Annotated in this window: 19 protein-coding genes; 11 read left to right on the top strand and 8 right to left on the bottom strand. The window is 52.0% G+C overall.

Annotation, left to right across the window (positions count from 1 at the left end):
* Positions 1–4: 4 nt before the first annotated feature.
* From GYMC10_RS02410 to GYMC10_RS02425, 4 genes are all read right to left on the bottom strand, one after another.
* Positions 5–919 carry a carbohydrate ABC transporter permease gene (locus tag GYMC10_RS02410; protein ID WP_009595490.1) on the bottom strand — a complete coding sequence of 305 codons (915 nt, stop codon included), beginning with the start codon at positions 917–919 and terminating at the stop codon, positions 5–7.
* Between the two features lie 122 nt (positions 920–1,041).
* Positions 1,042–2,640 carry a response regulator gene (locus GYMC10_RS02415; protein WP_012818682.1) on the bottom strand — a complete coding sequence of 533 codons (1,599 nt, stop codon included), beginning with the start codon at positions 2,638–2,640 and terminating at the stop codon, positions 1,042–1,044.
* Positions 2,615–4,432: a sensor histidine kinase gene (locus GYMC10_RS02420; protein ID WP_012818683.1), complete on the bottom strand. Its 1,818-nt coding sequence runs from the start codon at positions 4,430–4,432 to the stop codon at positions 2,615–2,617. Before GYMC10_RS02420 ends, GYMC10_RS02415 begins: the two co-directional genes overlap by 26 nt.
* Positions 4,433–4,545: 113 nt before the next feature.
* Positions 4,546–5,835, bottom strand: a complete 1,290-nt coding sequence (locus GYMC10_RS02425; protein WP_012818684.1) for a Gfo/Idh/MocA family oxidoreductase — start codon at positions 5,833–5,835, stop codon at positions 4,546–4,548.
* Positions 5,836–5,961: 126 nt separating this feature from the next.
* On the opposite strand from GYMC10_RS02425, the gene GYMC10_RS02430 reads away from it, so the two are divergent.
* From GYMC10_RS02430 to GYMC10_RS02450, 4 genes are all read left to right on the top strand, one after another.
* On the top strand, positions 5,962–6,828 hold the full coding sequence (locus GYMC10_RS02430; protein ID WP_009595482.1) for an AraC family transcriptional regulator: 867 nt from the start codon (positions 5,962–5,964) through the stop codon (positions 6,826–6,828).
* A 525-nt stretch (positions 6,829–7,353) separates the two neighbouring features.
* On the top strand, positions 7,354–8,082 hold the full coding sequence (locus GYMC10_RS02440) for a hypothetical protein (protein WP_012818685.1): 729 nt from the start codon (positions 7,354–7,356) through the stop codon (positions 8,080–8,082).
* A 56-nt stretch (positions 8,083–8,138) separates the two neighbouring features.
* Complete coding sequence (locus tag GYMC10_RS02445; protein WP_036664739.1) at positions 8,139–8,561, top strand: hypothetical protein; 423 nt, start codon at positions 8,139–8,141, stop codon at positions 8,559–8,561.
* A 361-nt stretch (positions 8,562–8,922) separates the two neighbouring features.
* Complete coding sequence (locus tag GYMC10_RS02450) at positions 8,923–10,029, top strand: GIY-YIG nuclease family protein (protein WP_012818686.1); 1,107 nt, start codon at positions 8,923–8,925, stop codon at positions 10,027–10,029.
* Between the two features lie 56 nt (positions 10,030–10,085).
* Here the strand turns inward: GYMC10_RS02450 and GYMC10_RS02455 are convergent, their stop codons facing one another.
* The 4 genes from GYMC10_RS02455 to GYMC10_RS02470 all read right to left on the bottom strand — a co-directional run bounded on the left by GYMC10_RS02455 (position 10,086) and on the right by GYMC10_RS02470 (position 14,802).
* Positions 10,086–10,607 carry a hypothetical protein gene (locus GYMC10_RS02455; protein ID WP_012818687.1) on the bottom strand — a complete coding sequence of 174 codons (522 nt, stop codon included), beginning with the start codon at positions 10,605–10,607 and terminating at the stop codon, positions 10,086–10,088.
* Between the two features lie 24 nt (positions 10,608–10,631).
* Complete coding sequence (locus GYMC10_RS02460) at positions 10,632–11,594, bottom strand: phosphotransferase enzyme family protein (protein WP_012818688.1); 963 nt, start codon at positions 11,592–11,594, stop codon at positions 10,632–10,634.
* Positions 11,595–11,760: 166 nt separating this feature from the next.
* Positions 11,761–12,435 (bottom strand): beta-phosphoglucomutase, encoded by a 675-nt coding sequence (gene pgmB, locus GYMC10_RS02465; RefSeq protein WP_012818689.1) that lies wholly within the window; start codon positions 12,433–12,435, stop codon positions 11,761–11,763.
* Positions 12,436–12,513: 78 nt separating this feature from the next.
* Positions 12,514–14,802, bottom strand: a complete 2,289-nt coding sequence (locus GYMC10_RS02470; RefSeq protein ID WP_012818690.1) for a glycoside hydrolase family 65 protein — start codon at positions 14,800–14,802, stop codon at positions 12,514–12,516.
* Between the two features lie 111 nt (positions 14,803–14,913).
* Between GYMC10_RS02470 and GYMC10_RS02475 the strand changes: the two genes are divergently transcribed.
* From GYMC10_RS02475 to bglX, 7 genes are all read left to right on the top strand, one after another.
* Positions 14,914–15,657 carry a helix-turn-helix domain-containing protein gene (locus GYMC10_RS02475; protein ID WP_012818691.1) on the top strand — a complete coding sequence of 248 codons (744 nt, stop codon included), beginning with the start codon at positions 14,914–14,916 and terminating at the stop codon, positions 15,655–15,657.
* Between the two features lie 42 nt (positions 15,658–15,699).
* The gene (locus GYMC10_RS02480; RefSeq protein ID WP_012818692.1) at positions 15,700–17,502 is read left to right on the top strand and encodes a sensor histidine kinase; all 1,803 of its coding nucleotides are present in this window, start codon (positions 15,700–15,702) and stop codon (positions 17,500–17,502) included.
* A 6-nt stretch (positions 17,503–17,508) separates the two neighbouring features.
* Complete coding sequence (locus GYMC10_RS02485; protein ID WP_012818693.1) at positions 17,509–19,065, top strand: response regulator; 1,557 nt, start codon at positions 17,509–17,511, stop codon at positions 19,063–19,065.
* A gap of 173 nt (positions 19,066–19,238) precedes the next feature.
* On the top strand, positions 19,239–20,486 hold the full coding sequence (locus GYMC10_RS02490; RefSeq protein WP_012818694.1) for an ABC transporter substrate-binding protein: 1,248 nt from the start codon (positions 19,239–19,241) through the stop codon (positions 20,484–20,486).
* Positions 20,487–20,607: 121 nt separating this feature from the next.
* Positions 20,608–21,552, top strand: coding sequence for a carbohydrate ABC transporter permease (locus GYMC10_RS02495; protein ID WP_009593673.1), 945 nt, complete (start codon positions 20,608–20,610; stop codon positions 21,550–21,552).
* A 5-nt stretch (positions 21,553–21,557) separates the two neighbouring features.
* Entirely contained in the window at positions 21,558–22,382 is an 825-nt protein-coding gene (locus GYMC10_RS02500) for a carbohydrate ABC transporter permease (protein ID WP_009593690.1), read from the top strand.
* Positions 22,383–22,408: 26 nt separating this feature from the next.
* Positions 22,409–24,538 (top strand): beta-glucosidase BglX, encoded by a 2,130-nt coding sequence (gene bglX, locus GYMC10_RS02505; RefSeq protein WP_012818695.1) that lies wholly within the window; start codon positions 22,409–22,411, stop codon positions 24,536–24,538.
* Positions 24,539–24,543 lie beyond the last annotated feature (5 nt).

A 24,543-nucleotide genomic window follows, 5' to 3' on the forward strand; every position in this document is an offset into this window, starting at 1 on the left:
TCCATTACCTCCCTTCCTGGTTATCCCCGTAGAAGACCCAGAATTTTGATGTAAGAAAAACGATTCCGGTGAACACCCCGATGATGACCAGCATGATCCATGCCAGTGCCGAGGCATAACCCATATCGAAGAACGAGAAGCCTTTCAGATACAGGTACAAGGTGTAGAACATCGTGGCGTCGAGCGGTCCTCCCCGCCCGTCTCCGATGACGTAGGCCGGCGTGAAGGCTTGGAACGAATTGATCATGCTCATGATCAGATTGAAAAAGATAACGGGTGACAGCATCGGCAGCGTGATGCCGAAGAATTGACGGATCTTTCCGGCACCGTCTACGCCGGATGCTTCATATAAATCAGTCGGAATCTGTTTTAGACCGGCAAGGAAGATGACCATGGCCGATCCGAACTGCCAGACGGACAGCGTGATAATCGTATACACCACATAGTCGGGGTGGGCGATCCACGAGGGGCCCGTGATGCCGAACCAGCCGAGGAACTGATTGACCAGCCCGCTGCCGTCAAAGATTTGGCGCCAGACGATGGCAATGGCAACGCTGCCTCCCAATAGAGAGGGGATGTAATACACGGTCCGGTAAATGCCGAGTCCGCGGATGCCCTTGTTCAAGGCCATGGCGATCAGCAGCGCGAACGCAAGTCTCAGCGGCACGGACAAGAACACATAATAGAACGTTAGCCACAAGGATCGTTGAAACGTATCGTCTTCGGTAAAAATCTGGACATAGTTGCTGAGTCCCGTCCAAGTCGGCGATGACAGCAGGTTGAATTTGGTCATGGACAAGTACAGCGATGCGATCATCGGCCCCAGCGTCAGACAGAAGAAGCCGATGAGCCAAGGCAGAAGAAACAAGTAGGCTGTCTTATTCTGCTGGCCGTATAAGGGCTTGGACAGCTTTCTCATAATGTGCCTCCCTTCAGGATGAATGAGCATGGGCGGTTACCTGATGGCCTGAAGCGCTTACAATCGGTATGTCGGTGCGCCCGGTAAACACATCATACCGGGGGAGGAGAGAGGGCGGAATCTCATTTCTTCGGATCATCGTGTTCGATTTTTTCGGATTGCGACAGTCGGAACTCGGAAGGGCTTTGATTGAACATTTTTTTGAATTTGGAGCTGAAATAGCCGGGTGAAGAGAAACCCGTCAGCTCGGCTATGTCCCATACCGTCAATCGGGTCTCCTGCAGCAGGCGTACGGCGTGTTTCATCCGAACCTCCGTAACGTACTGGATGAACGAGACCCCAGCCCCTTCCTTGAACATTTCCGAGAAGTAGGTAGGGTGGTAGTTATACTGCTCGGCCAGCGAGGTCAGCGATAATTCCTGCATGTAATTTTCCTCGATATACCGCTTGGCGGATTCAATCAGGGTAGCGTCTCTGTCTCCGGATTCTGTGAGGTTGTCAACAAAATCCTGTGCCCACTGCATCAGCAGGCGTTCCGCCTGCTCCGGGGTCTCCAGCCATAAAACCCATTCGGGTGAAATCCATAGAGGCCCCCCTCCCCGTGAATGCCGTATGTTGTCGAAAGCGGCGGATTCCATAATCAGCGTGATTTGAAAAAGGCTCCGTACCAAGCGGGCAGGCGATAGCCGGAATGACTCGCCCAGCTCCCTCCGGATGATGCTGCGGAAGGATTCCAATTCGCCCCGGATCAGGCAGCGATGAAGCGCGCGGCTTGTTTCGTCCGGCAGCAACGGACTTTGGTCGGTTACGGGTGCCTGATCCGGTCCGTTCTGGCGTCCTGCCAGATTCCAGGCCAGGAGGGAGTGGATATAACCCTCTTTCCAGCGCTCAAGCCCCGACACGGGCAGCCCTAATCCTACCTGCACCTCCACGGTTAAATACGAGGATGCCTGCGCGACGAGTTTATCCGCGAATGCATGCTGAATGCCGTCAAGCGCAATGAAATGCATGATACCGGGATGAGCTGCGTCATGAAACACTTGAACGCCGCCCGGATAAGATTCGGCGATTTCATGGCAGACCATTTGAAACGGAAGGCGGAGCTGCTCGGGCGCTCGGCCTTCGGGTGCTTTCTGCATGCCGGATTCCCTCATGCCCGCGGTGATGAAGCATACGCGGCCATCCTGCCAATCCTCCAGGTGAAACAGTCGAATCCGTTCCGGCATGGAGGCGGAGGGCAGGCGGTCGCCGCGAACGAGATCCAGCAGGAAGCGTTCCTTCATTTCTTTGTAATACTGGGATAACCGCCACTGCAGCATTTCCGAATCGTCCCGTACCTTGCGGTTCTTATCCAATTCGTGTTTGATTTTGCTTAAGGCGGATTTCAGGTCGTCCCGGGCAACGGGCTTCAGCAAGTAGTCCATGGCCTGGCTGCGGACGCCCGCTCTGGCGTATTGAAAATCCTCGTATCCTGTAATGATGATGATCTGTATGGTCGGATTGTGGCTCCGGCAAACGTCCAGCAGCCGGACGCCGTCCATGACAGGCATGTTCATGTCGGTAATGAGCAGGTCATACGAATGGGATTTCAAGAGCTCTTCAGCTTCCAGGCCGTTCCCGGCCTCCCCCGAAATGGCAAAGCCCATGCTTTCCCAGTCGACTTTCAGCTTCAGCCCTTCACGAACCTCGATCTCGTCATCTGCGATCAATACGTTGTACATGATATTCCTCCTGTACCGGTAGAATCAGTTCGATGCATGTGCCGGTTTCGCTCCCGTTCCGAATATGAACGGCAAATAAGTCGCCGTAATGCAAGCGGCAGCGAGCAATTACGTTGCCAAGTCCAATGTGCCAGCTCTCGCTTCGGAGGATCGGCTCCAATTGGGAGGCCGCCGCGGGATCCTGGAGCTTGCGGATGATCTCGGAGGGCATGCCGGGACCGTTATCCGCGACGCGGAGAAACAGGCGGTTGTCCTGCCTGCTGATTTGGATGTCGACCTGTGCCGTGGTTTGATGCTGAAAGCTGTATTTGACCGCATTCTCGATCAGCGGCTGCAGAATGAACTTGATCATCACCAGCGAATCCAGCCGGCCTTCCTCGTGGATGGAGATGTCGAGTTTATGCCCGAAGCGGGTTTGCAGAATGGAGATATAGTGGCGGACATAAGCCAGTTCTTCGGTTAAGGGGACCCGGTCGTCGCTGGTATTCATGGAGAAGCGCATCATTTTGCCCAGGTCCTCGATCACCTGCACGGTATCGTCCGTCCGGCGCTGCATGGCAAGACTGCTCACCAGCTCCAGGGTGTTAAACATGAAGTGGGGATTGATCTGCATGAGCAGCGCTTTATATTCCGCCTGCTGGCGGAGCAGCTTCAGCTCGAATTCGTTCTGGATATGCTGCCGCAGGCGGCTGATCATATAGCGGAAGGTGGAGATGACGTAACTGACCTCGCTCTTAACGTTTTTGTCAGGAGGCAGAACGGACTCCGCCTGGTCGAAGGCTCCGCGCTGCACCTGCCTCATCGCCAGCACCAGACGCGTTAAAGGCTTGGTGACGCCATAGGAGAGCCATGCGGCGGCAAACAGGGAGACCAGGATCAGAACGACGGTAACCAACAGAATGGTACTCTGAAGCTTGTGAAGAGAGGAGTACAGCTCCTTCTCCGGCGCCAGGCCGGCCAGCATCCAGCCGGTGCGCCCCAGTTTCTTGTAAACCAGAATGTCCCGCTGCCCCTCATCGTTGGTCAGATAGATGACGCCCGATTTCAGCGGGCCGTTTCGAATGCGATCGATCTCCGATAGGGCTCCGGCGCCGAGTTCATGCGCCTGTTGAGATAGAATCGGGCTTCCTTGTTCGTTCAGCAGAAAAATCGTGCTGTTCTTGGCCAAATGGATCCGGCTGAGCGGCTCCAGAAAATAAGACTCGCTGACGTTAACCTTCATCACGTTTTGTGCCGTGGCATGATGGAAGGTCCCGATGGGCATCAGCAGGCTGACGACGGGATTGCCGTGATCCCGGACGCGTTCATGCTGGTCCGTATGCGCTGGCAGCCAGCGGTCTCCGGACGCGAAGAAGTTCGTGTACCATGATTCCCGCAAAAAGGCAGGGTCGGTTTCGACTTGGTTCTCGCCGCCGATTCGAAGCCCGCTGCGCCGGTAGATGGATACGTCGGAGATACTGGTGTAGCTGTTGGTCGCTTGGGTCAGAAATCGGCTCATCGCAAGATTGGCCAGCATTTTCTCCCCTTCGGGCAGCAGCGGATCGCCGATGGCGTTATCCCAGTTCTTGGCCGTGTCACTGTTAAAGACCAGGGAAGCGACGTCATAAATCTGCATCTGGACCATATCCACGTAGGAACCGTATTCCTCCATCTTTTCAAGGGCCGAGGATTCGATGTAGGAGCGGATCACGGTGCGCGATTCCGTAAACAGCAGGAAGGAGAGCGTGCCGAAAGAGAGGACGAAGAGTGCGACGATAAAGGCGATCAAACGGCTTTTTAATGAGAAGAACATCCATTTCCTCCTTTACGAAAAGCGGATTTCTAGGCGGTCTGCGACATGTGAAAAAAGGCTGCGCAAAATACGCAGCCTTTGAAGGAAAAATGCTTGGAGCAGCCGTGTACGGCTTAGAAACGAACCAAATTACCGATTCGTACAGGCATGCCGGTGGCGATGGCGCGGTTGGCTGCAATTCCTGTCAGTATGGATCTCGCCCCATCGATATGGTTGGCCGCGCGGGCATAAGGATCTTCCACCGGTTCCCCGAACAGATCATTCAGCAGCACCGGGTCGCCTCCGCCATGTCCGCCCTGCTGCTCCTCGACGTGAACCTCGTACGGGGCATCGAACATCGGAAGCACCCGCAGCGTTTTCCCGATTAACGCGCCTTCCAGGCTCTTGTCGCCCAGTGAATTGACGTAGGATTGTTCGACGATGTTCATCTCGATCCGGCCTTTGGTGCCGTTGATGGCGATGCGATAGCCTTCCCACGGCTGATAGGCGACCAGCGAATACGTTAAAATGGCCTTGTTCTGATATCGCACGAGGACGCCCATCGTATCTTCAATGTTGATGCCGTCCCCGAATACGCTTTGGTCCCGCTGGTAGCCGTCCTCCGGCTCGGCATCCAGGTACATGGCTTTGAGATGCGCATCGGAATCCAGATGGAGCGCAAAAGGGTCCTCTTTCGCAACCTTGTTGCCGGTCGCGCGATTATAGAATTGCGTAACGCCCCGGGCTTCGGCATTCTCTCTACCATAATACATGAGATCGCCGAATGCGAAAACGGTTTCAGGATGGGAACCGATCCAGAAGTTGACCAGGTCGAAGTGATGGGTGGATTTATGAACGAGCAATCCGCCGCTGTTCCGCTTGTCCCGGTGCCAGCGCCGAAAGTAGTCCGCGCCGTGGCGGGTATTCAGCAGCCATTCGAAATGAACCGAGGTCACCTGGCCGATGGTATCGTTCATGATCAATTCCCGTACCTTGGTATGGTGGGGGGCGTAACGGTAGTTGAAGGTGACCCTGATGTTCTGTCCGGTCCGCTTGGCGGCATCCAGGATGGCCTGGCATTTTTCCTCGTCGATCGTCATCGGCTTCTCGGTCACGACATCGCATCCAAGCTCCATCGCGCGGATAATGTACTTGTGATGGGTCCGGTCGATGCTGGTCACGATGACGAAGTCGGGCTTTTCGTTCTCGATCATCCGGTCGAATTGGTCCGCGGGATAGGTAGGCACCTCGGTGTACTTATATTTTTCCCGCAGCAGCTGATTCGCGTAATTCATGCGGGTTTGATTGATATCGCAAAAGGCAGCAAGCTCAGATTTGTCGCGGAAGTTTTGGGCCAGGGCGCCATAAAAAAATTCGGCGCGGCCGCCGGTACCGACCAATACATAACGTTTCTTGTCACTCATCTCTATCGCCTCCTTGAATATAGCTCTAGCCTATAACAAGGGAGCATTGCTTTCGCCGCATTTCATGCGTAATCGCTTTCAAATACCGCATATTTTGCTATAATCCAAGAAAAGGGGGCAGCCCGCATGACCAAGCCTTTTCGAGCAGATTATCATGATCCCACCGGATATTTGAGCATGGAGTATGACCGCCGCATTGGCTATTTCTCGATGTCGGCCGACCATCTCCACGATCATTATGAGCTGTATTACCTGTTATCGGGCGAGCGGATCTACTTCATCAAGGATCGCTCCTACAGGGTTCGGGCCGGTGATCTTGTCTTCGTGGACCGGAATGCCGTTCATAAGACGCTGGACAGCGGCCGGCCCGACCATGATCGCCTTGTCCTCTATATAAACCCGGAATTGTTTGCGGATTTGGCCGTACCGCCTGAGCTGGCCGAAGGGTTGAAGGAGCCGTTCGGTTGGGATGTTCCCATTCTAAGGCTTCCTTCGCCAGCGAGTGAAGCGGTGGAGCGAATGGTCGGCGACATGGTGAATGAGATGATCCATCCTCAAGCGGGAAGCAGCTGGCTGCTTCGGCACCGAACGGTCGAATTGCTGCTCTTCGCCTACCGCAGCCGGCATTTGGGCATGGTTCGTTCCGCCGATACGGAGCCGGTCCTTCATCCGAAGACCCAGGCGGTCGTCCGGTATCTTAACGACAACTACCGGCAGGCCTTAACGTTGCCCGAGGTAGCGGAGGCGTTCCGGATCAGCCCGCACTATCTCAGCCGGCTGTTCAAGCAGACGACGGGATTTACCTTCAGCGATTATCTCAACCTGCTTCGGGTCAAGGAAGCGCAGCGTCTCCTGCGGGAGAGCGATGATTCCATCACGGATATCGCCTGGCGATCGGGCTTCAGCAACTTCTCCCATTTCGGGAAGATGTTCAAGCGGACGGTTCAGCTGTCTCCGAGGGCATACCGGCAGCAGTATCGAATGCGAAGCTAGAGGAATATGGCTGTGTCTTCTTTCTGGTTCACTAGAAAAAGCTGAAATAAAATAGATAGTCTCTATTTTATTTCAGCGAGGATGTGAGGGGATTTGTAATTGAACTTGAAGAGAAAATGGATCGACTTAACATAACTAATGACGGATTAAGCTTACTCGGAAAGACGAAAAAGAGATTGCTGCTTAGGTTCGTCTTGATCGAGAGTTTAGATGGTCTTCTTGTAATAAATAATCTAATAGAATATCAAGATAATGTTTTATATACTCTGTTAATTCAATTCGCTCATATTGCAATTCACGTATAGAGACGATCACTTTTCCAAAGTCGTAAGATTAATGTAAACCTTCGAGTCAGTTCCTCATTACTTTCTACAGTATCCGCCATTTTTTTCGTCTTTTTATTCAATACTTTCACAAAAAATATGCATTATATTTATTATATGGAACTATTACCCTTTTATAGAAAAAAATATATCATATTTTATGAGTTATTGTTACCATCCAATAAAAATAAGGAGTGATCAAATGTCTTTGGTGAAAAAGTTTTTCATTAAGAGGGGAAGTGCTGTCTTAGCAACAATCTTAGCACTAGTTTTATTGGTATCCGCTCCCCTTAAAGTAGGAGCTAGTGGATCTGCCGGGTTATTCGCCCAATTTTACCCAGGTAATTATAAAATTGATGTTATTCAACTACACAATGGATGGGCAGGTCCATGGAATGAAACACAGAACATACTTCATACAAACATTCACGTATGGGAAAAAGATTCTCGTGGAAACTACTCAATACATAAAGCCAATCTTCATATCTCAGCGAGAACTAATCTAGCTGGAAGCATTTGTTGGTATGTTCATGACACTGTAAATAATACCTCTAAGACGAACTGCCACCCCCTACTTGCCATAACTGAAGCCAAAGAAGCTATGCAGGAAGAAGTTAAGGCGCAACTGAATAAAGCAACAAATTGGGAAGTTGCTGTAACTGTTGGTGTAGTTGTAGCAATAGTTGTAATCGCTTGGGCTACATGGCCTGCAAGTGCTATAGCTTTGGTTGCTGCTGCTAGATCAGCGGGAGATCAACCGGAAGGAAATAGTGAGCAACCACCTATCGATACTGGATCAGATGAACTTTCTGCTCCTCCTAATGAGAAGGCACAAGAACCAGACGAATCTAAAAAAGCTCCAGGAGTTCCGGTTGAATCTGAAACGGTTCCAGGGATACCACCAAACGAAGATATTCCTGAAAATGAATGACAGTATATAATGATAAATAGAATGTTAGTTGTCAGAAATGAGGTGAGTTCAAAGAATTGTACACACATATACTGAGTAGCAAACTTGAAACAGAACAAAGAAAAGATCTGGTAAAAAAAATTATTTTGTTTTTTTGCAAAGAATGTAAGTATCTTAAGATAAGATGTTGGGCACAAGATGATGCTGACGCCCCCTTTCTGAAAAAACAAACGGTTCAAAGGACTTTTGGTGATGACGGCCTACTTGAATTACGTGTACCTATTGATAAGGAAGTTGTGGATTTCTTCAATCATTATGAGATGAGTGAAACTGAAAGCTATATCCTACCGTTCTTCCATCTTGAATTTCTAGATGAACAAAAGAATGTACAATTATATTGTGGCGATTCTGGAAGTGATGTTCTATTTGATGAAGCTACCTTCAATGCCCCACAGTTATTCGATCTAATAAGTGAAGAACACTTCAATAAATTAAATTGATTCTGATTAACAATAAGACGGACTGCTTCTTATCAGAGTTCGTCTTATTGTTTTTTTGTACTACCTTGAGACACCTTGAATAACCTGCCTTCAACTTTCTACTTGCCTGATCCTGTTCCAACAATTATATTCGAGAATCAGTTATTATGGGGCCTTCGGTCGCATGCGGGAGCACGACAATCAATCCACCCTATGTGAGACGGGGGTAATAGAGGCCGTAGCCCTAGTCGCTAATAAAATCACCACGTCCATCGAGTTGAATCAGCCCGTGAATGTGGTGCTTTTTGGTGTGCATATGGTATCTTGGAAGTGAACGAAAACGCCATGTTTGATAGATTCGTTGAGAGGATCGACAGTCATAATGAAAACAAAAATACAAGAGCTGCCGCTGTCGCCGGGCGTATATCTCATGAGAGATTCGCGTGGAACGGTCATTTACGTTGGCAAATCCAAAAGTCTCAAGAAGAGAGTACAATCGTATTTTTACAACAATAAATCGCACTCCCCAAAAGTGAAGAGGCTGGTTCAGCATGTCAAAGACCTCGAGCATATCGTCACCGACACGGAGTTTGAGGCGTTCATGCTGGAATGCAGGCTTATTCAGGACATAAAGCCGATGTATAACCGCAAGATGAAAAATCCGCTAGGTTATAGTTATATCGTATTGCGGCAAAAGCGAGATTGGCGATGGCTGGAAATTACAGATACACTGGATGAAGGCACACACGAACCGTCTCGTTTTTTCGGTCCCTATACAGCCAGCAGACATAGTCTTGAACATGCAGTTCAGAAGGTTAAGGAATGCTGTAAAATCGCCTGCAATCATGCACCTGCTGCTTCTTCGGCAAATACTCCCTGCTTGAATTATTCGATTGGCCTCTGTCTTGGCAAGTGTCTTGGCGGCGAAAGCGCGCGGCAATTTGATGAAGTCATGGATCGATTCATTGCTCTGCTTCAAGGGGACGACCGACGTTTATATGATGAAATGGAGCGAACCATGCTGGGCGCCGCAGAGCGTTTCGATTTTGAGCAGGCTGCAAAATACAGGGACGGCATGGAGGCGGTGAACTTGCTCTTAAGTAAACGGGATGTGATCGAGTTTGCCGAAGAGAATCACAGCATCGTTGTCTACGAGTATTTAAACGAAGATACGATCAAGTTATTTCTGATTAAGGGGAACGTTGTGCTGCACAGCGAGCGATGCTCTGTGGCTACCACGGCGGACATTGAATCGTTGAGGCAGAGGGTCAAAGCCTTGATTCTCAGCTATTTCACGAGGGATCCGGAAAGCGATGCTGCCGAGGTTACCCGGCAAGACATCGATGCTGCACAAATCATCTACAGCTATTTGCAGAGCAGCGCCTGCCGCTATCTTGTTCTTCAGGATTCATGGCTCGAAGACGGGGGGGAGCCTGATATGGAGGCTGCGCTGCGGGATTTTTTGAATCATCATGTTGTGTCATTTTAATTTGAGCATGAGCCGGGCTGCAGCAGCCCGGTTTTTTATCGCCTATATTTCCAATCTTATTTTGTGGAGACGTTATCCCGGAAAAATCGCCCCATCGGCATCTCTCTCGTAAAAGTGATGCCCCCATACTTATATTTCACTTCAATCTGCGTGATGGGCTGATTGTTATAAAGACGGATGCCGTAATTAAGCGGAATCCGCGAACCTTGATCAAGGGCGGCTCTCTTCTCGTCCGGCATGAGCTCGGGCTTTAGCGGCACCTCCCGAATATCGACGAATTCGATATCGGGATCTTCATCAAGGCCTTCGCCTCCGACCAGATGAAGGGAATAACTGACGCCCAACTCGGCCTTGGCGGGCTTCATGCCATCGTTCACCCGCACGTCCAGCAGCTTCACATCGGCGAATCCCTTATTTATCACTTCGAAGATCATGGTATTTTCATCCGCGGAGGACGTAAATCCACCCACCTTGATGGGCGTGGGGCGAAGGAACAGCAGGTATAGAAGGATGGCCGAGAGGAGCAGCCCCAGGCCCAAATACCCGAGCCGGCGGAGATGTTTGGATTTAGGTTTCATGGCAGAGCAATCTTCCTTCTCTTATTAAATAGACAGCTTTACAACGGATTTGCCTGCCTCAATATCCGCTTTCATCGCTAACAGATATTTCCGGGTGCGTTCATCCATCTCATTCCAATTTACGAATTTGGCGAAGTAGACATAGGAGTAGATATTACGAAAGTCGATGAACAACGGGATCCGCTGGATCCATTCCTCGCTCAGCGTATTCTCTTGAAGATAGCCGGATAAGAACGAGTCGAGGAACCGGGCCACAAACTCGGCTTTCCTGTTTTCCGGAACCGTCTGAACCGCATGATAGATGGCGATGGCGATATCGTAGGCGAACCAATGGTACGAGACATCCCCGAAATCGAAAAAGATAATCTCCCCGTTATGTACGTGAAAGTTGTGATGGTGGAGGTCATTGTGGACGATGCCGTAGCCTTCCTGATCTTGCGGGAGGGACTCCAATTCCTTTAGATACTGCTGCCACTGCGTATGGAGTCTTTCACCTGCAGCCTCCGGGAACGCATCGGTAAAAATCACATGATCATTCCATTGGGGAAACGCCATTCGGTGCACGAGTGACGAAGCGGTGGCGTCCTTTTTGCCGAGCTTATGCATACGGCCCATCCCGCGTCCCCACTGCTTGATTATCGCAAAATCCGATGTTACATCCGTTAACGGGCTGCCGGGAGCCTTCGTAAAGGCAATGACATGGTATCGCTTGGAATCGTGGGTTACCTCTTCAATAAGAAGATCCTGTGCGGATCGAATGGACACCGCCATGTTCAGACCCTGCTCGGCGAGATAGGCCATCCACGTCAGCTCGCGAATGATCGAGGCTTTGCGGTATTTGGACGCGTCCAAGAATTTCATAATGAAGCTGCGTCCGTCTTCACCGTTGTATTCAAATACATTCTGATCGAATCCCCCAAGTAACTTCAGCGAATAAGAACCTCGGCCGAATCGTTCGGCCCCTTGATCCAAGACAGCCTGTTCCATGGAAAGTCCCCTTTATCGTATTCTCGATATGATGCTTATGCTTACATACCGGAAGGTTACTGTACTCACTACCAACTACAGTCTAACGAAGATGGCGGGTGGTTGCAAAAAATGGGAGGGCATACGAAAAAGGGCGCTCCCTTAGGAGCACCCTTACATTTTTCTATCAACCTTCGAATTTCTGCGCCAGCTCACGGAAATTCAGCTCTACCGTGCTGGACAGCACGACATCCGCATGCGGGAAATTCGCGGCGTTGCCGATCGCGACGGCGAACATGCCGGCGCCCTTGATGGCGTCAACGCCGGATGCGGCATCCTCCACGCCGATGCAGTCGGCAGGCTCTACGCCAAGCTCTGCGGCAGCGGTGAGGAAGATCTCCGGGTCCGGCTTGTTGTTCTTCAGCTTGGTTACGTCGACAATTACGTCGAACCGGTCCATGACCCCAAGCCGTGTAAGCACGGCGATGGCGTTTTTGCTGGCTGACGCGATGCCGGTCTTCAGGCCGCTAGATCGGATGTCTGCCACAAACTCCGTAATTCCCGGCAGCAGGTCGGCTGGCGTGATCGTTTCGATCAGCTCGACGTACAGCTTGTTTTTGCGGTCAGCCAGCTGTACCAGCTCTTCATCGGAATAGTTCACAGGCGTCTCCGCCTGGCTTAACAGGAGCTTCAGGGAATCCATGCGGGATACCCCTTTGAGATTCTCGTTGAATTCTCTCGTGAAGGGAATGCCCAGCTCGGTTGCCGTGGCTTTCCATGCCTGATAATGATACTCCGCGGTATCGGTAATGACGCCGTCCAAGTCAAAGATGACAGCCTTCAGCTTGCGTGTTTCATTCATATCTTATAGCTCCTTTTTGAGATAACGGAAAGTATAAACCCGAAACAGGGACCTTCCGGATATCGCAAGAAAAATGCGTTATTTGCTCTGCAGCGCATGTTTCACAGGTTTCCCGGCTTCAAGCGTTACGGCCTCGTCGTACAGCTTGATCTCGATGGATTCGCCTTCGACGATCTCCAAGGTCACGCCGTCCTTCTCGATGGAGACGCCGATGAGACGGCCGCGGAAGTTCAAGCGGAACGCATACTTCTCCCAGTCCTTCGGAATGGCCGGGGAGAGGGAAAGTCCGCTTTCCTTCAGGCGCATGCCGGCAAAGCCGTAGACGATCGACATCCAAGTACCGCCCATGTTGGCCATGTGCAGGCCGTCCTTCGTGTTGCCGTGCGTATTGTCCAGATCGAGGCGTGCCGTCTCGATGAAGTACTCATACGCTTTGTCCATATTGCCGATCTTTGAGGCCATGATGCTGAAGATGCAGGAAGACAGCGACGAATCATGCGTCGTGATGCCTTCGTAGTAATCATACGAACGCTGGATCGTTTCCAAGCTTTGCTCGTCTTCCAGCAGGAAGTGGGCGAGCACCGTATCCGCTTGTTTGCATACCTGATAACGGTAAATGGTGAGCGGGTGATAGTTCAGCAGCAGCGGATATTTGTCCTCCGGCGTGTTCTCGAAATCCCATACCGCTTTGCGGAGGAACGTATCGTCCTGCGGGTTAATGCCGAGCGCTTCATCATACGGGAGCAGCATGGCGTCCGCCGCTTTCGCCCAAGCGGAAATTTCATCCGCGGTTACGCCAAGCCGATCACATAGGGATTTGAAGCCTTGCGCATCGTAGGATTCCAGAATGGCGCAGCTCTTGGCGGCCCATTTCAGGTTATGCTTTGCCATGACGTTTGTGTAATAGTTGTTGTTCACGCAGCAGGTGTACTCATCCGGCCCCGTCACCTCATCGATATGGAAAGCGCCGTTATAATAGTGGCCGATGTCGGCCCACAGGCGGGCGGTTTCGATCAGCACCTCGGCCCCGTAGGACAAGAGGAAATCCCGGTCCTGCTCGGCGAGATAATACTGAATATAGCTGTAGGCGATATCTGCGCTGATATGGTATTGCGCCGTTCCCGAAGGAAAGAAGGAGGAGCATTCCGTTCCGGAGATCGTGCGCCACGGGAACAACGCCCCTTGTCGGTGTCCCATTTCCCGCGCTCTGTCTCTCGCCTGCTCCAGCGTGGAATAACGATACAGCAGCAGCTGGCGCGCAATGTCCGGCTGCGTCATCAGAAATACCGGGAACATGTAAATCTCCGTGTCCCAGAAATAATGGCCTTCATAACCTTCGCCGCTCAGTCCTTTGGCGGAAATGTTGCTGTGCTTGTCCCGTCCGGCGGATTGCAGCAGCTGGAATAGATTGAAGCGGATGCCTTCCTGGAGCTGGTCATCGTTCTGAATCACGACGTCGGCCGATTTCCAGTAGTCGTTCAGATACTCGCCCTGCTCGGCAAGCAAGTCCTCGAAGGAAGTATCCTTCAACTCCTCCTGCAGCTGAATGCCGCGCTCGAGCATGTCTTGCCCGTGACGAAGACTGTCGGTATACAGATTGTATTTCGTAAAGTGGATCGGTCCGGTCAATGGAAGGACAGCCGTGAAGGTAACCTCTCCAGTTCCGGCTTCGAGCTGAATGTCCGCATCGGCATTCAAGCGGTGACGGGTCACGCAAGCGGCACGCAGCTTGGACGCCATCGTCTCGTCTACGACATAGGCATCGCTGCCCTTGACGCCGGCATCGATGACGGTCATCCGTTCCGCATGCCCTGCGCCTACCCGGGGATCGTTGGCATTGGTGTAGTTCTTCACTTTGCCGTTCACGGTGGAAACGATGCGAATCTGGCCGTTGAAATTGACCGGCTCCATCCGAACGTCGATGGCGAACAGCTCCCGGTGCGCAAAGGACACCAGACGGCGGAAGGTCAGCTTGATCTCTTTGCCCTCGGGCGATTTCCACTGCACGATTCGTTCGGAGTACCCCTTGTCCATATGCAAGCGGCGTTCATGGGCAGTGATCGTTCCGTGATCCAGGCGGAAGGGTTCTTTCTCGTCGCCTAAATAGATCAGGACCGTTTGGGCATCAATATTGTTAACGAGCTTTTGCTGTGTATCGGGAAAGGCGAAGAGCTTCTCGCCGTAAGGGATTTCAATCACGTCGTGGAAAGCGTTCAGGTAGGTGCCTCGAATGGTGGACAGGCGCTCGCCGTAGCCTTCTTCGAAGTTGCCGCGCACACCCAGGTAACCGTTTCCGAGTGCAAAAATACTTTCCATATTCAGCAGGGCTTGCTGCGACAAATCAGGATTTGATATATTCCAGGTCATGGTCTACACTTCCTTCCTAGCATGGTTATGCTTGAATTTTAGAGCCAATCGGAGTTATGTTATACTAAAATATCAAGGTTTTTATCAATATTTTTAGGTGGTGGGGAAATAATGAAAGAGCCTTCACGTTCTGGAAACCAACCCTTTTACCTTTCTTCCCGCATGTTTTATTTGCGCGAGAATTTTATCCATCCCCCGTTCGACTATGAACACGAGCTGCTGGAAGCGATCCGCTTCGGCGATGAGAATAGAGCCATGGACATGCTGCGCAAAATTAACGAGCTGGAAGCGGCCGTGCTGGCGACGTATCCGCTTCGATCGAAGAAGAATGCCTTGATTGCCTCCTGCACCTTATTTACCCGGGCCATCATCAAAGGCGGCGTGGATCCCGAGATCGCCTTTCATTTAAGCGACACGCTGATCCTGGAGATCGAGCGAATGAGCGATGTGGAGCGGCTGGTTCATTTTGAATATGAGATGCTGGTGCAGTTTGTGTCGATGATCCGCTCCGAGAAGGAAGACGTGTCGTTCTCTCACATTGTGAACCTGGCGATCTTTTACATCCGTGAGCATATTTTCGAGGAGCTGACCCTGCAGAGGGTCGCGGAATATTTGAAGGTCCACCCGAGCTATCTGTCCGATCGTTTCAAGCGGGAGACGGGCGAAGCCATAACCACCTTTATTAATCGGCGGAAGATTGAGGAATCCAAGCATTTGCTGGCCAATACGAACCAGTCGATATCCGAAATCGCGTTTACGTTCAAGTTCTGCAGCCAGAGTTATTATACGCAATTATTCAAGAATTTTACGGGAATGACGCCGAGAAAATTCCGGATAAGCGGCACGGCGCGGTAAAGGACGATCCTATCGAACAACGAGAAAAGAGAGACGCGGCCCATGAAGAAACTAAAGCAGAAAATGCTTCACTTAAGCCTGGAGAAGAAACTGATTGCGGCGTTCTCCGCCTTCATCATCGTTCCCCTTCTTCTGATCGGCGGGATCGTATCCTGGGTCTACGTGGAGAATAATCGGAGCACGATGATTGATGCCGCCGTGGAAAACAACAAACAAATCATTAAAAATATCGATACCTCCCTGCAGCCGCTGCTCCGGCTGTCCATGTTCCCGATCCAGGACTCCACGGTGTATCCCATTATGCGGAAGGATTACGGCAAGGTGACGTATCCATTGCTGGAGCGGGGGCAGGATTTCGATAAAGTGAACGGCTTGATCCAGAGCGGGATCATGCTGTATTCGGACTTGATTGACTCCGTGGTTATCTACCACGAGAACAGCCGGTCCATCATCGGCCGAAGCAACCGGGAATATATGAACTTCGCTTATTTCAAGGAGCAGTTTACCCGCGAGCGTTTTGTCCGGAAGATCAGGGAAGCGTATGGCGGCTTTGTCCCGATAGGGATTCATCAGGAGCGACTGCTGTCAACGAAGGGAATTCCGGTCGTGTCGGTGGGCAGGGCCATCTTGGACCCGTACACGAAGGAGGATCTCGGGTTTATCCTGTTTAACATTTCGGTGGATAAACTCAAGACGCTGTGGAGCGATTCGGCATTTTCCGAGAATACGAATTTTTACTTGATCGACGAAACCGATCATATCGTGCACAGCGTTCACCCCGAGGAAATCGGACTGGCGGCGTCCGAGGTATTGGGAAGCGATTTTCAATATAAAGCGGACGGCCAGGTCAACACGCAGATCAACCGGGATACCTACATGATTTCTTCTTCCTCTTCCATGGCGAATTGGAAGGCGGTCACGGTCATCCCGAAGAAGGATCTGTTCTCGATCGTGTACCTGATGGTGGCTATTCTGATCGGTGCGTTGATCTTACTGCTCGTGCTGTCCATCCTGATCTCGGCCCGGATCGCCACCACGATCATGAAGCCGCTGGCGGTGCTGAACAGCAAAATGAAGCTTGTCTCCCAAGGTCAGCTTGACGTAAGCTTTGATACGAAGCAGCACGGGGAAATCGGCGTGATTAGCCATACCGTGGACCAGATGCTGCACGAAATTCGCGATTTAATCGAGCGGATTTACGTAGAGGAAGAGGAGAAGCGGAACCTGGAGATGAATGCGCTGCAATCGCAGATTCGTCCGCATTTTATCTACAACACGCTGAACGTGATCAAGTGGATGGCCAAGATTCAGGGGGCAACGGGCATTGAAGAAGCGTTGCAGGCTTTCTCTTCGGTTATCAAGTTTACGGTGAAGAAGGAAGGCGACTACGTGACCATTGCCGAGGAAGTCGAATTCATGGAGAACTATACGAAAATTCTTGATTTCCGCTATCTTAATAAATTTGATGTCACGTACGAGGTGGATCCGGCCGTAATGAATCATAGGACCCTGAAGTTTCTGCTTCAGCCCCTTGTGGAGAACGCGGTTTTCCATGGCTTTGAAGGCATCGATTACAAGGGCAGCCTTGTCATATCGATTTATGAGGAATCGGATGCGCTGATCATGAAGGTATGCGATAACGGGCGCGGTTTTCCGGAGGGGGGACAGGCGAAGGTGGAGCAGGACGGTCCGCAGGATACCTTCAACTCGATCGGACTGAACAATATACGGAACCGGATATCCCTTCATTTCGGGCCCGAGTACGGCCTGTGGATCCAAAGGGGAGAACAGGGCGGAACGGTCGCATGGCTTCGGGTTCCGATCATCACAGAAGAAGCAGGGTGATAGCAAGTGCGAATACTTATAGTAGATGACGAGCCGCTCGTTCGGATCGGGATCAAATCGGCGATTGACTGGGAAGCTCAGGGCGTGGACATTGTCGGTGAAGCGGGGGACGGCGAAGAAGCGCTGCGTCTGATAACGGAAACTGTGCCGGACGTGGTTCTGCTGGATATCAAAATGCCTAAGATGGACGGGCTCGAGGTGCTCCGGACGATCAAGGACCGGCAGATCCCGGTTCAAACGGTCGTGTTGAGCAGCTTCGATGATATTGCCTACGTGAAGGAAGCGTTGAAGCTGGGGGCTTTTGATTATTTCCACAAACCCGACATGAATGAACGCGAGCTGACTGCGATGCTGAAGAGCGTCCGGGAGCAGTTTGGGAGCCGGGGGATTCCGGTTCAAGTCGGGCCGGCTACGGCGGGCAACCGGAAGGAGCAGATATTATTTGACGCTCTCCGAGGCCATGTTCATGATCTGCATGAAACAGAGCTCAAAGAGGGCAATATGTACGTCGTCCTTTTCAGAATCAAAGATTATCACACGGTTATCAAAAGGTACGCCAAGGAAACCGAGTCGATCCTGCCGAATACGGTGCAAAACGTCGTCAGCGAGATTCTGTCCACGGAGAAGGAAGTCGAATATCTTCAGCTGGATGAACAGTGCAGTGCCGTATTCATCAGCAACAGCGAACTGAAAAGCCTGCTGGCCTCGTTGACGCGCGTCAATAAAATGGTGCAAATGATCAGTTCGGCGCTCAAGCGGTTTGTCAATATCGACATCGTGCTGGGCATTAGCGACTGGTTTGCCGATTTCGACGGCATTCGGACGGGCTACGAGCAGGCGGGCAAAGCGCTGTCCCATCAATTTTACCACCCGGATACGTCGATCTTTTATTATCAGCATCTGAAACAGAAGGGTGAGCACGTCTATAGACAGGCCGATGCCTATTTAAGCCAGATGAAGTCTGCTCTCAGGGAGGAGGCGAACGACCGCTTCCTGGAGCTGCTGTCCCAGTGGGAGAGGTTTCTGGCGCAAGAAGAATGCATGGAAGAGAAGGATGTCCGCAAGGTATACGAAGGTCTGCTGTTTATGATCGGAGAGGGCACGGGCGTACCGGGCGGGGGAGACGTTCAAGAAGAAACATCGGCCTTTGAAGAGATCCATGAGTTCGGGCAGCTGTCGGCCGCGTACCGTGCCTTGTTCGAGGAGCGGCTCAAGCATCGCTATCAGCTGGAGCATAAGGGTTACAGCCAACTCACGCGCAATATTATGGAATATACGGAAGAGCACTACCCGGAGAGCCTTTCCTTGAAATTGTTCGGGGATTTGTTCCACGTCAGTCCGAATTATGTCAGCCGATTGTTTAAGCAAGAGGTCGGTCAGGGCCTGTTCGATTATATTAACGAGCTTCGGATCGAGAAGGCGAAGGTGCTCCTCAAGGACTATCGCTACAAAATTTATGACGTTGCCGAGATGGTGGGATTCAATAATCAGGCCCATTTCGCCATTGTATTCCAGAAATACACGGGCTTTTCTCCTAAACAATATAGGAAAGATGAAGTGTGATATTAGAGAAGAAAGTGTGATTTTTCATAAAAACGCTCGTGCAGTGCAATCTATTTATAAAAAAATAGTCAATTTTAAAAAATTAATCATCATTTGATTAATTTTTTTTGTTGTCCCGGCTCTTTATCATGAAGATGTAAGGTAAAACGAAAAGAAACGTGGGGGGTAGCATCATGGGTAAATGGAACAAGAAGTTTTCGGCCATGCTGGTTTTGTGCCTGGCTCTTGTTGTGGGTTTAACCGCTTGCGGCGGCAGTAAAAGCGCTGACAATACAGATAATGGAGCCGGAGACGCTGCTGAAAAAGTAACGGTGAATTTCGGATTCTGGGGTACGGCACAGGATCTGGAGATTTATCAGAAAGCAGCTGACACCATCTCCGAGCAGTATCCGGAGATCGAACTGAAAATCAAGCAATATCCGAGCAGCGAGCAGTTCTGGAACACGCTTCCGGGTGAAATTGCTGCGGGCGTAGCGCCTGACTTCATCAAGATGTCCAACGAAGGTGCTTACGAGTACATCAATAAAGGGCTGTTCTCGCCGATCGACGATCTGGTTCAAACCACGGGCGTGGACATGAGCCGTTTCCCGGATACATCAAAGAAGATTTGGAACGTGGACGGCAAGCAGTACGGCGTGCCGAACAGCGATATGCCGGCAATGTTCTTCATCAATGAGCAAATGTGGAAGGATGCCGGTCTCGGCGAGTACCCAACCACATGGGATGAAGTGATCGAAGCGGCCAAAGTGCTGAACAAAGGCGATGTGAAGGGCATTATCGTGAACCTGGATGCCTTCCATATCACGAACTACGTGAAGAGCTTCGGCGGCGGCTGGGGCAATGGTGCGACCATCAACTCCCCAGAGAACGTCAAAGCGCTGGAAATGATCATCGACATGTATGACCAAGGACTCGCGGTCACGCCAAAATCGCTCGGCTTCGGCTGGGACGGCGAAGTATTCAGCAATGAGCAGGGCGCTATGAGTACAGGCGGTTACTGGTACAAAGGGTACCTGAAGGATGCGAATCCGGACCTGAAAATGGTTGCCATTCCGGTTCCGAAAGGAACGACGAACGGAAGCACCATGAGCTCTGACGCTTACATGGTATTGAAAGACGCGAAGAACAAAGAAGCTGCGCTGAAGGCTGCTTATTACATGACCAATGACGATACGCAAACCGCATTCATGGAGCTCGGCTTCAATCCGGCCGTATCCTCGCTGTCCGAGCAGTATTTCGAGAAGAACCCTGAATTCAAGGCGCTGCAGCCTGCGCTGGAGTACAGCACGGACTATGGGTATCCAACGGATACTAAGCGCTTTACGGATGAGCTCGTGAAAGAATTGGAAGGCCTGATTCTGGGCGGCTCCGGTAAAACGGCTCAGCAAATTCTCGACGACATTCAAAGCCAGTTCAAATAAGAAAGAGGCAACACCCGCTCCCGCTCCTTGTTATCAGGGGAGCGGGAGCCTTTGTTCACACCACTTTGTGGGGGTATTTTCATGATCCAATCAATTTAAGTTTGGAAGCGGGGGATAACTTATGTCCGATTACAGCAGCAAGCACGCTGATATGAAAGGGAACAAGATCAGGCCATCCTGGTTCCGTTCGTTGGCAGACTCCGATAAGACGCTGGGCTGGTTGTTTACGCTGCCCTTTTTGATTTTGTGGGCATGGTGGTTTCTGTATCCATTCATCCAGTCTTTCGTAAGAAGTTTTCAGGATGCGAACTTTGCTGCCCTGGACCAAGCCAAATTCATCGGCCTCGAAAACTATGTCACCATTCTGCAAGATAAAGAATTCTTCCGGGCGCTGCTTCACTCCCTGGAAATCGTCGTCATCTCGATTCCGATTCAGACCCTGCTCGGTCTGCTCTTGGCGATCCTGGTGAACCAGAAGCTGAAGGGCAAGGGGATATTCCGGACCGTGTTCTTCATTCCGTATATTACCTCGCAGATCGCGATCACGACCGTGTTCATGATGCTTTTCAAGCAGGGCACCTTCCTGACGAAGTTTTTCGGAGCTTTGGGCTTCGGGAACGTGACTTGGTTTGCGGACACCAGCTATGCGCTCTTATTCGTATGTATTCTGTTTATCTTCCAGCAAGCCGGCTTCACCATGATTGTGTACTTGTCGGGCCTGCAGGAAATTCCGAAGGATCTGTATGAAGCGGGCGAGATCGACGGGGCGTCCAAGTGGAACAAATTCCGCTACATTACGGTGCCGTTCCTGAAGCCGATCACGTTCTTCATCGTGTCGGTGTCGACGATCGCCGGTTTCCAGATCTACGACCAAATTGCCGCGATTTCCCGTTATGGCGCGCTCGGCTCGCCGGCCGGCGCTACCAGCACGGTGGTAACGTATTTCTACCAGCACGGGATCCGTTACATGAACATTGGATACGGAAGCGCGGCGGTGGTGCTATTCTTCATGATCATCATGCTGATTACGTACCTGCAAAAAAAATTCCTGGATGAGAAGGAGTGAGAGTAATGTTGACCCGAACGAATAAAGGTCGGCCGTTTCTGTACATCGGCACGATTATCCTGGGGCTCTTATTCGCCCTTCCTTTTCTCTATACCATCTATACGTCCGTCATTCCGATGCGCCATGTCAATACCCTGACGTCGCCGGCCAACTGGACGTTCGAGAACTTCAAAATCTTCTTCACGAACGATGCGTACAACGTGCCGAGATGGTTCATGAACACCGTGATCATGACCGGCGTCGTTGTCATCGGGAACCTGATCATTAACCCGATGGCCGGCTTTGCGCTGGCCAAGCTGAATTTCAAGGGAAAAGGACTGATATACTGGATCGTCGTGGCCACCATGATGGTGCCGTACCATATGATCCTGATCCCGGTATACGTGAACGTGGCGCAGCTCGGATGGCTGAACACGTTCTGGGGATTGACGGTGCCCTTCCTCTATCAAGGCTTGTACATCTTCATGCTCCGCCAGTTCTTCATCTCGGTTCCGAACGAGTTTCTGGAGGCTGCGCGAATGGATGGCTTGACGAAGATGGGCGCTTTCTGGCGGATCGTGTATCCCCTGGCCCGCTCATCGCTGATTACGATGTCGATCCTTGCATTTGCCGGGACCTGGAACAGTTACCTCGTTCCGAGCACGCTGGCGAATACGCCGGAAATGTATGTGCTGGTGGTCGGCCTGAACAGCGTGAAGGATATGTTCTTCGAGAATACGCCGATGATCATGGCAGGGGTCGTTCTGTCCACGCTGCCGATCATCCTGTTCTTCTTCCTGTTCCAGCGCCAATATATCGAGGGGATTTCGAACGCAGGCGTCAAAGGCTGATATCGAAGCATCGGGAGGGATTAGACATGGATAACGTGGAACAGCGTGCAAAGGAGCTTCTCGCGCAGATGACCTTGGCCGAGAAGATCGGTCAAACGGTGCAGTACGGCCGGTGCGAGGAGCGGGAGCTGAAGCTGGTTGCCGAAGGCAAGATCGGGTCGCTGTTGAATGTGCATGGTCCGAAAAAAATCAACGAGCTCCAGCGGCTGGCCGTGGAGGAAACGCGGCTGGGGATTCCTCTTCTCATCGGGGATGACGTCATTCACGGTTTTCGCACCATCTTTCCGATTCCGCTCGGCGAAGCCTCCAGCTGGGATCTCGAAGGGATGGAGAAGAACGCCCGCATTGCGGCAGAAGAGGCGGCAGCTGAAGGCATCCGCTGGACTTTTGCCCCGATGGTGGACGTGACGCGCGACCCCCGGTGGGGCCGCATCGCGGAGAGCACGGGGGAGGATGCCTATCTGTCCTCCCTGGCCGCTGCCGCGAAGGTAAGTGGATTTCAAAGTCCGAACGGGGACGGCAACCCGACCGTAGCGGCATGCGTGAAGCATTTTGCCGGTTATGGCTGGATTGAAGGCGGCCGGGATTATGATACGACGGACATGTCGGAGCGGACGCTGCGGGAAACCGTGCTGCCGCCGTTCGAGCACGGGATTCGAGCAGGCGCTCTGTCGGTGATGAGTGCTTTCAGCGAACTGAACGGGGTTCCCGCTTCCGGAAGCCGCTATCTGCTGCGGGATATATTGAAGCGGGAGTGGGGCTTTGACGGCATGGTGGTCAGCGACTGGGAGTCGATCGAAGAGCTGATCTACCATGGCTATGCGGAGGACCGGAAGGATTCCGCGCGGAAGGGGCTGAACGCCGGCGTCGACATGGACATGCATTCCGGCGTCTATCTCGATCATCTGGAGGCGCTGGTCCAGGATAACCCCGAGCTGCTTCAGCTGTTGGATGATGCGGTGCTTCGCATTTTGAGGGTGAAAATCCGCCTCGGATTGTTCGAGAACCCGTATGTAAGCGAAGAATCCGAAGAAGCCGGAGATCTGCTGAAAGGGCGAGCCATTCCAGCGGCGCATCTGGCCCAGGCCAGGGACAGCGCCCGGAAATCGATCGTGCTCCTGCAGAATCGTAGCGGAATTTTGCCGCTGGATACCGGCAAGCACAAGAAGCTGGCCTTGATCGGGCCGCTGGCCGATGATCGCCATAATTCCATGGGCTGCTGGGCTTGGAAAGGTCGGGATGAGGACGTTGTCACGGTGCGGGATGCTTTTCAATCGGAAATCGCACCGAAGGCCGAGGTGTTCTACGAGCAGGGCAGCGGCATACTGGAGGAGCTGGACGGCGGAGTCGAGCGTGCCGTTCAGCTTGCCAAGCAGTGTGATGTCGCCGTGGTCGTTGTCGGCGAATCCGAAGCGATGACCGGCGAACACTACAATGTGACGTCCATTACGCTTCTACCCTGCCAGGAACGCCTGATACGGGAGCTGAAGCGTCAGACTGACACGCCGATCGTCGCCGTGCTGATGAACGGCCGTCCGCTTGCGACTCCATGGCTGCATGAGCACGCCGATGCCGTGGTGGAAGCTTGGCATTTGGGAACCGCCACAGGCCTAGCGATTGTAGACGTGCTGACGGGCAAGTACAATCCGAGCGGTCGCCTGCCGGTTACCGTTCCGCGCGCGACGGGCCAAATTCCGATGTATTACAACCGGAAGAATACCGGGCGGCCCCATCTGTACGAAGATTATATCGATTGCGACGATTCTCCGCTGTATCCGTTCGGATACGGCCTCAGTTATACAACGTTCGAATATACGGATCTGCAGCTGGATCGGCATCAGATCGGCCGGGACGAATCCGTCCGTGTATCCGTGAGCATCACGAATACGGGATCCAGAGCCGGCGAGGAAACCGCGCAGCTCTACATCCGCGACTTGGTGGCAAGCTCGACCCGGCCGGTCAAAGAGCTGAAGGGGTTCTCCAAGGTGCAGCTTCAGCCTGGTGAAAGCCGGGAGGTGCATTTTACGCTGGGACGTGAAGCATTGGGGCTGCTGGATGAAAGGCTTGAATTTACGGTAGAGCCCGGAAAGTTCCATGTCTGGGTCGGACCGCATTCGGAGGAAGGACTGCAGGCAGAGCTTGAGGTTGTTGAATAAAGGGG

It is taken from the genome of Paenibacillus sp. Y412MC10 (assembly GCF_000024685.1).
GTDB classification, from domain to species: domain Bacteria; phylum Bacillota; class Bacilli; order Paenibacillales; family Paenibacillaceae; genus Paenibacillus_AQ; species Paenibacillus_AQ lautus_A.

Coding starts and splice junctions, on each gene's coding strand:
- GYMC10_RS02410 (WP_009595490.1), bottom strand. CDS start 919: ATGAGAAAGCTGTCCAAGCCCTTATACGGCCAGCAGAATAAGACAGCC.
- GYMC10_RS02415 (WP_012818682.1), bottom strand. CDS start 2,640: ATGTACAACGTATTGATCGCAGATGACGAGATCGAGGTTCGTGAAGGG.
- GYMC10_RS02420 (WP_012818683.1), bottom strand. CDS start 4,432: ATGTTCTTCTCATTAAAAAGCCGTTTGATCGCCTTTATCGTCGCACTC.
- GYMC10_RS02425 (WP_012818684.1), bottom strand. CDS start 5,835: ATGAGTGACAAGAAACGTTATGTATTGGTCGGTACCGGCGGCCGCGCC.
- GYMC10_RS02430 (WP_009595482.1), top strand. CDS start 5,962: ATGACCAAGCCTTTTCGAGCAGATTATCATGATCCCACCGGATATTTG.
- GYMC10_RS02440 (WP_012818685.1), top strand. CDS start 7,354: ATGTCTTTGGTGAAAAAGTTTTTCATTAAGAGGGGAAGTGCTGTCTTA.
- GYMC10_RS02450 (WP_012818686.1), top strand. CDS start 8,923: ATGAAAACAAAAATACAAGAGCTGCCGCTGTCGCCGGGCGTATATCTC.
- GYMC10_RS02455 (WP_012818687.1), bottom strand. CDS start 10,607: ATGAAACCTAAATCCAAACATCTCCGCCGGCTCGGGTATTTGGGCCTG.
- GYMC10_RS02460 (WP_012818688.1), bottom strand. CDS start 11,594: ATGGAACAGGCTGTCTTGGATCAAGGGGCCGAACGATTCGGCCGAGGT.
- pgmB (WP_012818689.1), bottom strand. CDS start 12,435: ATGAATGAAACACGCAAGCTGAAGGCTGTCATCTTTGACTTGGACGGC.
- GYMC10_RS02470 (WP_012818690.1), bottom strand. CDS start 14,802: ATGACCTGGAATATATCAAATCCTGATTTGTCGCAGCAAGCCCTGCTG.
- GYMC10_RS02475 (WP_012818691.1), top strand. CDS start 14,914: ATGAAAGAGCCTTCACGTTCTGGAAACCAACCCTTTTACCTTTCTTCC.
- GYMC10_RS02480 (WP_012818692.1), top strand. CDS start 15,700: ATGAAGAAACTAAAGCAGAAAATGCTTCACTTAAGCCTGGAGAAGAAA.
- GYMC10_RS02490 (WP_012818694.1), top strand. CDS start 19,239: ATGGGTAAATGGAACAAGAAGTTTTCGGCCATGCTGGTTTTGTGCCTG.
- GYMC10_RS02495 (WP_009593673.1), top strand. CDS start 20,608: ATGTCCGATTACAGCAGCAAGCACGCTGATATGAAAGGGAACAAGATC.
- GYMC10_RS02500 (WP_009593690.1), top strand. CDS start 21,558: ATGTTGACCCGAACGAATAAAGGTCGGCCGTTTCTGTACATCGGCACG.
- bglX (WP_012818695.1), top strand. CDS start 22,409: ATGGATAACGTGGAACAGCGTGCAAAGGAGCTTCTCGCGCAGATGACC.